This window comes from Microbacterium sp. NPDC057659 (assembly GCF_042799915.1).
In the GTDB taxonomy this organism is placed as follows: Bacteria; Actinomycetota; Actinomycetes; order Actinomycetales; family Microbacteriaceae; genus Microbacterium.
The window spans coordinates 1,058,482-1,070,163 of the sequence record NZ_JBHVHU010000001.1; the positions used below are offsets into that span (position 1 = coordinate 1,058,482).

Here is an 11,682-nt window from a genome sequence, read left to right on the forward strand (position 1 = left end):
TCATGCCGGCGCCCGGCCGAGGAACGGTGCGAGGACCTCGGCCGCAAGCGCGCCGTCGTGAACCGCAGTCACGTACTCGGGGCCCCGTCCGGCGATCTCACGGTAGTGATCCGGCCGCTCCGCCACATCGCGCAGCACGTCGCCCAGCGTGTCGGGAGTCGCTTCGACGATCGGTGCCTCAAGCCCTGTCACCATGCGGATGTGATCACGCACCTGGTCATGCAGATGGGCGATCACGAGCCGTCCCGCCGCCATCGCCTCGATCGAGGTCGTCGAATAGATGCCGATGGCGAACTGATCGAGTACCACATCGGCCGCCGCATACCGGGCGGGCATCTCGGACGCCGGCACCCGGATCACCCGCTGGTAGTCGATGATGCCGTCGGCGGCCAGCCGCTCCACGACGGGCTCGATCTGTCCCGTGCCCTTGACCGCCGCGTTCGTCGGCGCATGGAGCACCACGGGAATGCCGCCGTCGAACGCGGGCCGCGGGATGCGCCACCTGGCCGGGTCGACGACGTTGGGCAGCCAGACGGCGTCGGGCCAGTCCAGGAGCAGTTCGGGCGTCGCGACGAACGCGGGGGCCTGCAGCCGCTCGAAGAGCGCGCGATTCGCCCGCGCGCGGGCCTCCAGGGCCTTGACCCACCCGGGGTCAGCGTCCCGGAACGGCGACCACTCATCGATCTGTGCGTGCCGGCTCGGCAGTCGCAGGTCGCTGCCATGGCTGACCAGTCCCACCTGCACGCCTCTGTTCCGGAGCCACCGGGCCTCGCGGCCGGTGAAGCCTTCGAAGGCGACGCCGAACATCGCGCGCTCCGATTCGATGAGTGCGTGCGTGAATCCGCCGCCGACGGCATCGCGCTGCCGGCGTCCCCAGGATCCGGAGAGGCGGAAGACCTCCTCGCTGACTGCGTAGTCAGCGGGGAAGCCGAAATCGTGCGGCGTGCGGTACTGCATGTTCACGGCCCCGACGTCCGGCAGCCGCTCGGCGGCCCGAGCCCATTGATACCCCTGCGCCGCGAAGTTCGCCGGCGCGATGAACAGACGTACGCCGGTATCGGGTGCGGTGACAGCCTCCGGAACATCGTTCAACGCGAACCGGCGGCTCCGTGGGCGGAGAGGCATCGACAACCGGTCTGGCAGCAGGTCTGTGACCACGCGATACGCCAGTGCCGCCTTGGAGGTCAGCGCACTCATGCGAGACCTGCCAGCTTCGCCTGCGCGGCGAACTCGGGACTCGACGCCACGACTTCGGTGAAGGTGCCCTGTGCCGTCACGGTGCCGTCGTGCATGAACAGCACAAGATCGGAGTCCTTGATCGTGCTGAGGCGGTGCGCGACAGCGATCACCGTGACGTCGCCTCGAAGGTCTCGGATCGCTGCCGCGACGTCCGCCTCGGTCTTGGTGTCGAGCGCGCTCGTCGCCTCGTCGAGCACGAGTATCAGCGGCTCGTTGTAGAGCGCCCTGGCGATACCCAGACGCTGGCGCTGTCCTCCGGACAAGGTGAGACCCCGCTCGCCGACTCGGGTCAGCAGGCCGTCCGAGCGCTGCTGGATCACGTCCCAGAGCTGGGCACGCCGCGCCGCGGACTCCACGCGCTCGAGATCGACGTCGTCGCCCCAGGTCAGCGCGATGTTCTGCGCGATGGTGCCGTCGAAGAGCGTGACCTCCTGCGGCACGTACCCGACGTGCGAACGCCACGCCGCCATGACATCGACGAGGGAGTTGCCGTCGATTTCGATCGAGCCGGCTGTCGGCGTCAGCAGCCCGAGCAGAAGATCGACGAGCGTCGACTTCCCCGCTCCGGACGCTCCGGCGATACCGACCGTAGCTCCCATGGGAATGCGCAGTGCGATGTCGTGCACGGCCGGACGGTCTCCGCCGGGGAAGGTGAAGGCGACGTCCTTCAGCTCGAGCAGTCGCGGCTCTCCCGGCAGCGGCTGCTTGCCCAGGACCTCCTGATCGGCGAGGAACTTCTTCGACGCCTCGATGTCCGCGATCACGGCATCGACGTACGGCGCGGAGGTCATCGTCCGAGTGAGAACGGCCTGGAACCCGGTCAGAGACGGGACGAGGCGGAATCCGGCGATGCCGAAGAGCGCGACCGCCGACACCGTGGCATCCATGTCGCCACGGTTCGTGAGGAACGCTGCGCCGCCCACGACGATGAAGCCGCCGATGATGGCGGCGTCGAAGATGAATCGAGGAACGGCGGCGAGGAAACTCGAGTTCGCTCGAGCCTGAGCTGTGCGCACGCGCGTCTGACGCACGACCTCACTCACCTCGTCGGCCTTTCCACGAAGGGTGATCTCCTTCAGCGACGCGACCATCCCGGAGATCAGCGCCGCCACCTTGAGCGCGGAGTCCCGCGCCACCCGAGCCGCCTGGCGGGTCCTGCCACTGAGCACGAAGTACTGCAGCAGAGCGATGCCACCGAGATAGACGATGGTGATCAGCGCCGTGAGCGGCTGGGTGAAGACGATCACACCGACCACGCCTGCCGATGTCACCAGAAGGCCAGGCAGAGTCGTCACGGGCAGCAGGAAACCGGCGATCACGTTCGCGATACCGGTATCCGACATCGACACGATCTGCGCACTGTTGCGGGAGATCCGGTCAGTCCACGAAGACCGGATGTAGGCGCTGAAAAGCTCCTGTCCGACCGCGAGCTCGTAGGAGGCGAACCGACGCGTCGCGATCCACTGAAGCCACACGTTCGCCGCCGACTTCGCGATGACGACACCGGCGAGGACGAGGATCAGCGTCAGAACCTGATCCTGCGGGATCGACCCGATCACCGGAAGCTGGATGCCTCCGCCCGTCACCGTTCCCGCGAGGGCGAGCGCCAGGAGCATCAGAGCCACGACGTCGACCACCGACAGCAAGGCCGACACGACGCCGAACACGAGAAGGAAGCTGCGGGCGGAAGACGGCAGGAACGGGATCAGCCGCCGCAGGGTGTCGACGATGTTCTTCATACTCAGAGCGTGACTGCGACGCCTTCGCGGGCGGACTCCAGCGCAGCCTCGACGACGGCCAGCGTGCGCTGCCCCTGCGCCATGGTCACGACGTCGTTGCGCACGCCGAGCACCGCGTCACGGAACGCCTCGTGCTCCACGCGCAGCGGCTCGCGCTTCGCGAACGCGTAGCGGGTGACGTCGCCCTCGGAGACGCCGCGGAAGCTCGAGACCGACTCCCACTCCAGCGGGATGGTGCCGTTCGCATAGAAGGTCAGGTCGCCGGTGGAGGTGTCGGCGACGAAGGCGCCCTTCTCCCCCGTGACCACAGTGACCCGCTCCTTCATGGGCGAGAGCCAGTTCACGATGTTGTTCACGATCACGCCCGACGCGGTGCGTCCGGTGATGGTGATCATGTCCTCGTGCTCACGCCCGCTCTTGAAGGCGGTCTGCGCGAACAGTCGCTCGTAGTCGGACTGCACCACCCATGCGGTGAGGTCGACGTCGTGCGAGGCGAGGTCCTTGGCGACGCCCACGTCGGCGATGCGCGCCGGGAACGGCCCCTGCCTGCGGGTCGCGACCTGGTACACCGCGCCGAGCTCGCCGGCCTCGATCCGGCGACGCAGCTCCTGCAGAGCGGGGTTGAAGCGCTCGATGTGGCCCACGGCGCCGACCAGGCCGGCCTCCGCGAACGCGTCCACCATCCGCTGTCCGGCCTCCAGGCTGTGCGCGATCGGCTTCTCGACGAGCGTGTGCACTCCGGCGGCGGCCAGCTTGAGAGCGGCCTCCTCATGGAACCGCGTCGGCACAGCGACCACGGCGAGGTCGATGCCCTCCCCGATCAGCGCATCGATGTCGGGCAGGATGCTCAGGTCGCCGGCGACACCGTGCGGGTCACCGCCGGGGTCGGCGATCGCGACGAGATCGACGCCCTCCACCTCGCGCAGCACACGCGCGTGGTGGCGCCCCATCATGCCGACGCCGAGGAGCCCGGCGCGCAGCGCCATCAGGCGCCCGCCCCTGCGACGGTGTTCACCGCGGCGACGATCCGGTCAAGGTCGTCCTGCGACAGCGACGGGTGCACGGGGAGCGACACGACCTCACGCGCGGCGCGCTCCGTCTCGGGCAGGTCGAGCCCCGGTGCGTACGGTGCGAGCGACGGCAGCCGGTGGTTCGGGATCGGGTAGTACACGCCCGCGCCCACGTTGTGCTCCGCCTTCAGCGCCGCGACGAACCCGTCGCGGTCCTCGGGGACACGGATCGTGTACTGGTGGTAGACGTGCACGGCGCCCTCGGCGACCGGCGGAACGACGACGCCCTGCAGGTTCGCGTCCAGGAAGGCCGCGTTCTGCTGGCGGGTCTTCGTCCAGGCATCCACCTTCGTCAGCTGCACACGACCGATGGCCGCGTGGATGTCGGTCATGCGGGCGTTGAACCCGACGATCTCGTTCTCGTACTGACGCTCCATACCCTGGTTGCGCAGCAGCTTGACCTGACGGGCGATCTCGGCCGTCGCGGTCGTGACCATCCCGCCCTCGCCGCTGGTCATGTTCTTGGTCGGATACAGGCTGAACATCGCGAACTCGCCGAAAGAACCCACCGGGCGGCCGTCCAGCGATGCGCCGTGCGCCTGCGCGGCGTCCTCGTAGAGCGCGATGCCTCGGTCTGCGGCGAGCGCTTCGAGCTCACGCATCCGCGCCGGGTGCCCGTACAGGTGCACCGGCAGGACGCCCTTCGTGTTCGGAGTGATCGCCGCGGCGACCGCCTCCGGGTCCAGCGTGAAGGTCTCGGGCTCGATGTCGACGAACACCGGAGTCGCCCCGGTCAGCGCGACGGAGTTGCCGGTCGCGGCGAAGGTGAAGGACGGCACGATGACCTCGTCGCCAGGGCCGACCCCCGCGGCCAGGAGGCCGAGGTGCAGGCCGGCGGTTCCCGAGTTCACCGCGACAGCAGGGCGCCCCGGCACGAAGTGCTCGGCGAACTCCTGCTCGAAGGCAGCGACCTCCGGGCCCTGTGCGACCATGCCGCTGCGCATGACGCGGTCGACGGCCGCGCGCTCCTCGTCGCCGATGATCGGCTTCGCCGGGGAAATGAACTCGCTCACGCGGCCTCCTTGGTCAGAATTCCATTGGTTTCGGAGTATCGGTCGCCCGTGGTCGGGCAGATCCAGGTTCCGGCGTCGTCGCCGGCGATCAGCGGCACGCCGGACTCGCCGACCCAGCCGATCCGCTTCGCCGGCACACCCGCGACGAGCGCGTAGGCCGGCACGTCCTTGACGACGACCGCACCGGCGGCAACAGTCGCCCAGGCGCCGATGGTCACCGGCGCGACGCACGTGGCCCGTGCACCGATGGCGGCACCCTTCTCGATCGTCACGCCGACCGGCTCCCAGTCGTGCGCGCTCTTGATCGTGCCGTCGGCGTTGATCGCGCGCGGGTACGTGTCATTGGTCAGCACGACGGCCGGTCCGATGAACACGCCGTCGGCGAGCTTGGCCGGCTCGTAGACGAGCGCGTAGTTCTGCACCTTGCAGTTGTCGCCCATCTCGACGCCGGTGCCGATGTAGGCACCCCGGCCGACGATGCAGTTCGCGCCCATGCGGACGCCCTCGCGCACCTGAGCGAGGTGCCAGATCGACGAGCCGTCACCGATGGATGCGTCGGGAGAGACATCAGCAGAATCGACGATGCGCACGCGGGAAGGGGTATTCACTGAGGCTCCTCATGATGGCACCGCCGGATGCGGGACCCAGGTCTGGCACTGATTCTATCGTCCGGTCCGTGAAGGCCCGCTCAACGCCTGCCGATCGCGTCGTGCACCGCTTCGGCCACGCGGTCGGCGACGGCATCCAGCGACACGTTCGTCCGTGCCCAGTCCGCACGCTCGGCACGTCGGAGCTCGGTCACCCCGGCCTCACGGTCACGAAGCAGCTGCCGCATGCCCTCAGCGACGGCCTCCGCGTCGAACCGGACCGCGTACCCGAGTCCGGAATCACGCACCAGGTCGCTGCCGGCGCCGGCGCCGGCGAACAGGACGGGGGTACCCACCGCAGCGGCCGCATAGGTCTTCGTGGGTTTCGCGAAGTCGTAGCCGATGCCGGGAACGATGCTGACCAGCGCTCCGGCCGCGCCCCGGATCCACCGAGCGGATTCCGCAGGGCCGACCACGCCGCCGAACTCGACGCGTCCGGGCGCGATCCGATCCGCAAGCTCCCTGAGATCGGCCTCCACACTGCCCTGCCCGAAGAAGCGGATCTTCACGTCCGACTCTCCTGCGATGAGTGCGAGCGCCTCGATGAAGACCGAGGGGCGCTGCCATTCGGACATCGTGCCGGTGTAGACGAAGTAGTCGTCTTCGGTGTCGGGCGATGCGACGTCCGGCGAGAACACCCCGGTGTCGATGCCGTTGCCGACTGTGGCGATGCGTTCGGGATCAGCGCCGAGCGCCACCAAGCGTTCTGTGACCTCGGCGGAGACGGAGATGACTCGCGCGGCGCGTGCCAGCAGCAGCCGCTCCATCGCACGCATCAGCCAGACGACGGGCGCGGGAGCGCCCATCGAGATGACGCCATCGGTCCAGACATCCGCCGCGTAGTACACCACCGGCCGTCGTTTCAACGCCGACATCACCCACACCACGAGACCCGTGGTGGGCGGCGACTCAGCGACGGCGACGTCATACCGCCCGCGGAGCATGCGGAACGCCAGCGGCACGTCGTAGCTCGCATACTGCACGTACCCGCGGACGTTGCCGCCTCCGTCGCGCAGAACCGGTCGGCGGTCCACCCGCACGCCCTCTGGATCGGGGATCACCGGGGCGTGCGAAGGCGGGACTGTGGTCAGCACTCGCACGGCGTCTCCGCGCCGCACCAGCGCCCGTGCGAGCGCTCCGAGACGGAAGGCCCCCGCGCTGACCTCCGGCGGGAACAACCGCGAGGCGATCAGGATCCTCGGGCTCAACGGCCGCCCTCCTGGTCCGTGGATGAATCAGTCGCGTCGTCATCGTCGCGCCGCTCCTCGAGCACCCGGACGCGCTCCGAGAGGAATGCGGACTGCTCGGCGAGTGATCTGAGCTTCTCCTCGACCCTGGTGAGCTCAGCACCGTACTGCAGACTGACGAGGAAGAGCAGGCCGATGGCGACGAAGAAGACCAGATTGACGGGGACGACGACCCCCAGCAAGGATGCCGCCCAGCCGAGCGTCTGCGGGAACACCGCGATGATGAGCGCCAGTATCCCTCCGACGAACCACCAGACGGCGTGCCGCTCGCGAAGTGTGCCCCGCCGCATGAGTTCGATGATGGCGATCAGCGCGAGCACCGCCGCGACGATCCCGAACGCATAGGTGATCGGATTGAGCATCATGCCTCCGAACCGCTTCTCGGCTTGATCATCGCCAGTCCGAATGCCGCACAGGCTCGGACGAGGTACACAGCGGCTTTGATCGGATGGTGCGACGGGGCGCCGCCCTGCCTCTCACGCATCGCGACGGGCACCTGGCGCACGGTCATGCCGCTGCGAGCGGCGATGACCAGTGCTTCGATCGTGTCACCCAGGTACTCCGCCGGAAAGGTGTCGGCGAACAGCGCAACGGCGCGCGGACCTGCCGCCTTGAAGCCGCTCGTGACGTCGGTCAGGCGAGTCTTCGCGACTCTGCTCAGGACGGTGGCGAGGATGCGCATGGCCCAGCGCCGCGGTCCGCGCACGCCGTAGTCGCCGACCCCTGCGAAGCGAGCTCCGATGACGAGATCCGCGCTGTCCAGAGCGTTGATCAGCTCCGGGATCTGCGCGGGATCGTGCTGCCCGTCCGCATCGACCTGCACCACGACGTCGAAACCATGAGTCCTGGCGAAACGGAACCCGGCCCGCATAGCCCCGCCCACACCGAGGTTGAACGGCAGCGACAGCACAGTGGCGCCGGCAGCCCGCGCACGCTCTGCGGTCGCGTCGTGCGAGCCGTCATCGATCACGACGCAGGTACTCGCAGGGAGGGCACGGCGCACGGCGCGGACCACGTCCGCGACGGAGTCCTCCTCGTTCAACGCCGGAACGGCGATGAGAACAGACTGATCAACCGGACGCATCGACTCCGATCCTAGCGATCGGTCGGCAGGGCTCACTGAGCGCACGCCGTGATCCGCCACAACGACGCGTCCCCCACTCCGGCTACGCGTTCGAAACCGGGCTGCCCGTCGAAGTCGGTCATCCCGGGCATGATGTACCGTCCGGGCTCATCCTCGCCGGGACCGAAGTCGAGCACGTACGCCGGATCGCCGTAGGCGTGCAGCGCATCGCACACCGCCGGATCGGATGCCGCGTCGCGCAGGCCTCCGGCGAGGACCTGCCAGGGCCCGCTGGACGGCGGGGCCCAGGTGCGCGGATACACGTCGACCCCGCTGAAGAAGTACCCGAATCCCATGCCGGTGCTGGGGTTGCCGATCACCCGTTCACCGGGCTCGACGTACTCGTCGAGCTTCTCGAGCAGAGCCCGCTCATCGATGCTCAGGTAACTCTCGGCCGTCACGTCGTACCGGGACTCGTCGTCGAAGCCCCCGGTGCGGAAGTTCGGCATCGCCACCGGACGCAGGAGCACGACGAGCAGCATGAACACGGTCGTCGCGACCAGCCCGATGACCGCCCATCGGGCGCTGTCCGCGTCCTTCTTGAGCAGACGGGCGGCTCCGCGGACGATCGCGTCAGCGCCCAGCGCCGCCAACGGGATGACCACCACGGGCGCCAGCGCGGCGATCCGGTACGGGTCGGCGTACCAGGCGCCGAGGATGTCGATGCGGAAGATGTCGCGACCAGCCGAGGCGACGAGCACGTACAGCAGCGAGATCCCGAGCCAGGCGACGGCGAACCAGCGCAGCGGCGCACGGCGCACGGCGAGGACGAGGCCGAGGATCATGAGCGCGCTCACACCGAACGCGAACGGGATCCCCACCTGGCCGTTGAGGAGCACGTCCAGGACAGCCGCGGCCTTTCCTCGGAACGGCGGCCAGTGCGACCCGCTGGTGCCCTGCGCGAGGTACCACCAGATGACCGCGAAGACGATCCACACCGCAGCCAGCAGCGTGATCGCCCTTCCTCTTCTGATGGGCGCCCCGGTGCGGAGCAGACGGAACGTCAGCCACACCAGGCTCATCGCGGCCCAGGGAAGGAACGCCGCGGGCTGTGAGAGCAGCAGCGAACCCGCCGCGACCAGCACGAGGAGCGCACCCTGCGCGGTGTCCCGCCACGGCCCGCGGCCTCCTCGCAGCGCCGGCAGAGAGGCGACCAGCGCGACCCCTGCCGGGATGAGCGCGGTCGACAGCGCGTTCGGGAAGAGCACACCCCACTGGAACATCAGCAGCGGGAAGGTCTGCAGCGCTCCGGACAGCACCGCGGCGTACGCGGTCACGGTCGCGGAACCGGCGAGCACCTGCGTGAGCCAGGCGACCCCGAGCGGCCAGATCAGCGCACCGATCACAAGAGTGAGGATGTTCGCGGCCACGGGGATCGTCGTGCCGGTGATCATGACGACCAGCGAGACGATGCCGTGCCAGGCCGCCGGATAGAAGCTGTGCCCCCCGATCACCGCATTGACATGCAGGGATGAGGCGTCCGAGGTCTCCAGGATGTACCGCACCGCATTCAGGTGGAACACATCGTCGTTGGTCTGCGAGATCCCCGCTGGATCGTGGATGTAGCCGATCAGCCGCCACGCGGAGAAGAGGATCCCGGCTGCGAGGGCGACCGGGATCAGCCATCGGCGAGCGCTCCCGGTCCGCTCCGGCGTGCGATTCCCGAGCATCCGCCCCAGCACCGCAGCGAGGAGCACGACGACGAGGCTGCCTGCGCCCCAGCTCAGCGGCGACCAGGGAACACCGACCATGCCGAAGATCAGCGCCAGAACGGCAGTCGAGGCGACGGAGAAGACCGGGGCGAAGGCGAGGAGCGCGAGTCCGCGCAGGCCCACCGCGAGCATCGCGAGGACGCCGGGCACGAACACGACGAGCAATGACGCCAGGAGCGCCGGCGTCTGCAGGATCCAGTCGCCGATCATGCGTCCACCAGCTCGATCGCCCCCTCGACGCCGCCGTCGTAGACGACCTCGCCCTTCGAGATCACCACGCCGCGGGTGCAGAGCTGGCGCACCATGTCCATGTCGTGGCTGACGACCACCAGGGTCTTACCGGCCGCGATGAGCTCCTCGAACTTCAGCCGGCACTTCTCCCGGAACGGTGCGTCGCCGACGGAGAGGATCTCGTCGACGAGCAGGACGTCGAGCTCGACGTGGATCGCCACCGAGAACGCCAGGCGCATGAACATGCCGGAGGAGTAGTGCTTCACCTCCTGATCGATGAACTGCTCGATCTCGCTGAAGGCCACGATCTCGTCGTAGCGCGCCTCGATCTCGTGCTTCTTCATCCCCAGGATCGCCGCGTTCAGGAAGACGTTCTCACGTCCGGACAGCTCGGGGTGGAAGCCCGCGCCGACCTCGATCAGGCCTGCGACCCGCCCGCGGGTGAGCACCTGACCGTCATCGGGCTCCATGACACCCGAGACCAGCTTGAGCAGGGTGGACTTGCCGGAGCCGTTCATGCCGAGGATCGCCACGGACTCCCCCTCGCCGATGACGAGGTCGACGCCCTTCAGCGCCTCGAAGGTGCTGGTGGTCTTACGCCGGCGGATCCACGCCACCATCGTGTCCTTCAGCGAGAACGCGTGGTTGAGCGTGAACGTCTTACGGACGCGGTCGATGATGATGCTGGGCTTCGCCGTGATCTGAGTGCTCATAGGTCCTGTGCGAACCTTCCCTCGAGGCGGCGGAACACCAGCTGCCCCAGCAGCAGGGTGCCGACAGCGATCAGGAAGGTCCAGAGAGTGTTCCAGCCGAGCGCCGGCGGCAGCGGGATCATCCCGTCCAGACCGGCGGATGCCGGACGCCAGAACGCGTAGTGGAAGAGCTCGACGCCCTGGGTGATCGGATTGAGCATGTACAGCTCGACGATCCATGACGGCCAGTGCAGCGTGTCGACGGCTTCCTGCACCATCGTCCAGGCGTAGAGCACGGGTGACGCCCACGTTGCCAGCAGCAGCATGAGCTCGACGATGTTCTCCGCGTCGCGGTAGCGCACGTTGATGGCGCCGAAGAACAGCCCGAGTCCGAGGGAGAACAGCATCACGATGAGCATCCCTGCGAAGATCGCGCCGACCGCGAGCAGTGACACGTGGGTGATCCAGCCCATGAGCAGGCAGACCACCAGCAGCAGGCCGACCTGGGGCAGGAAGTGCACGAATGCGACGATGATCGCGGACACCGCGAACAACTGCCTCGGGAGGAACACCTTGCGCACCAGCGGCGCGTTGCCCACGATCGACGTGGTCGCATTCTTGAACCCCTCCGAGAAGAGGTTGATCACGACGATGCCGGAGAACAGGTAGACCGCGTAGTTCGGGACTCTGTTCATCCCGAGGAAGAGCCCGAGCACCACCCAGAACACGAGGAACTGCGCGGCGGGCCGGACGTACGACCAGGTCCAGCCCAGCACGGAGTTCCGGTAACGGGTGGTCACTCCGGTGCGCACCAGCAGGCGCAGCAGATAGCGCCAGCGCACCACATCGATCAGCCCGTGGCTCTGGCCCGGGATGTCGAATTCGGAGCGCGGGACGACGGCGAAAAGATCTCGGGTGTCGGTCACGGTCCCACTCACTCGGTGGCGACGACCGGTGCCGTCGCGGACG

The 11,682-nt window shown here is 68.2% G+C and carries 11 protein-coding genes; all 11 read right to left on the reverse strand.

The window, feature by feature from the left end:
- The 11 genes from ACFVAE_RS05075 to ACFVAE_RS05125 all read right to left on the reverse strand — a co-directional run bounded on the left by ACFVAE_RS05075 (position 1) and on the right by ACFVAE_RS05125 (position 11,639).
- The gene (locus ACFVAE_RS05075) at positions 1-1,197 is read right to left on the reverse strand and encodes a hypothetical protein (protein WP_378888637.1); all 1,197 of its coding nucleotides are present in this window, start codon (positions 1,195-1,197) and stop codon (positions 1-3) included.
- Entirely contained in the window at positions 1,194-2,978 is a 1,785-nt protein-coding gene (locus ACFVAE_RS05080; RefSeq protein WP_378888640.1) for an ABC transporter ATP-binding protein, read from the reverse strand. The genes ACFVAE_RS05075 and ACFVAE_RS05080 overlap by 4 nt, the downstream gene beginning before the upstream one ends.
- Before the next feature lie 2 nt (positions 2,979-2,980).
- Positions 2,981-3,967 carry a Gfo/Idh/MocA family oxidoreductase gene (locus ACFVAE_RS05085; protein ID WP_378890495.1) on the reverse strand — a complete coding sequence of 329 codons (987 nt, stop codon included), beginning with the start codon at positions 3,965-3,967 and terminating at the stop codon, positions 2,981-2,983.
- Positions 3,964-5,061 carry a DegT/DnrJ/EryC1/StrS family aminotransferase gene (locus ACFVAE_RS05090; protein WP_378888643.1) on the reverse strand — a complete coding sequence of 366 codons (1,098 nt, stop codon included), beginning with the start codon at positions 5,059-5,061 and terminating at the stop codon, positions 3,964-3,966. The genes ACFVAE_RS05085 and ACFVAE_RS05090 overlap by 4 nt, the downstream gene beginning before the upstream one ends.
- Positions 5,058-5,669, reverse strand: coding sequence for a DapH/DapD/GlmU-related protein (locus ACFVAE_RS05095; protein WP_378888646.1), 612 nt, complete (start codon positions 5,667-5,669; stop codon positions 5,058-5,060). The genes ACFVAE_RS05090 and ACFVAE_RS05095 overlap by 4 nt, the downstream gene beginning before the upstream one ends.
- A gap of 80 nt (positions 5,670-5,749) precedes the next feature.
- Entirely contained in the window at positions 5,750-6,916 is a 1,167-nt protein-coding gene (locus tag ACFVAE_RS05100) for a glycosyltransferase family 4 protein (protein WP_378888649.1), read from the reverse strand.
- Positions 6,913-7,317 carry a DUF2304 domain-containing protein gene (locus tag ACFVAE_RS05105; protein ID WP_378888651.1) on the reverse strand — a complete coding sequence of 135 codons (405 nt, stop codon included), beginning with the start codon at positions 7,315-7,317 and terminating at the stop codon, positions 6,913-6,915. Before ACFVAE_RS05105 ends, ACFVAE_RS05100 begins: the two co-directional genes overlap by 4 nt.
- Positions 7,317-8,039 carry a glycosyltransferase family 2 protein gene (locus ACFVAE_RS05110; RefSeq protein WP_378888654.1) on the reverse strand — a complete coding sequence of 241 codons (723 nt, stop codon included), beginning with the start codon at positions 8,037-8,039 and terminating at the stop codon, positions 7,317-7,319. Before ACFVAE_RS05110 ends, ACFVAE_RS05105 begins: the two co-directional genes overlap by 1 nt.
- Positions 8,040-8,071: 32 nt before the next feature.
- Positions 8,072-10,000: a DUF6541 family protein gene (locus ACFVAE_RS05115; protein WP_378888656.1), complete on the reverse strand. Its 1,929-nt coding sequence runs from the start codon at positions 9,998-10,000 to the stop codon at positions 8,072-8,074.
- A complete protein-coding gene (locus tag ACFVAE_RS05120) occupies positions 9,997-10,734 on the reverse strand; it encodes an ABC transporter ATP-binding protein (protein ID WP_378888659.1) in 738 nt (245 codons plus the stop codon). Before ACFVAE_RS05120 ends, ACFVAE_RS05115 begins: the two co-directional genes overlap by 4 nt.
- Positions 10,731-11,639: an ABC transporter permease gene (locus ACFVAE_RS05125; protein ID WP_378888661.1), complete on the reverse strand. Its 909-nt coding sequence runs from the start codon at positions 11,637-11,639 to the stop codon at positions 10,731-10,733. Before ACFVAE_RS05125 ends, ACFVAE_RS05120 begins: the two co-directional genes overlap by 4 nt.
- Positions 11,640-11,682 lie beyond the last annotated feature (43 nt).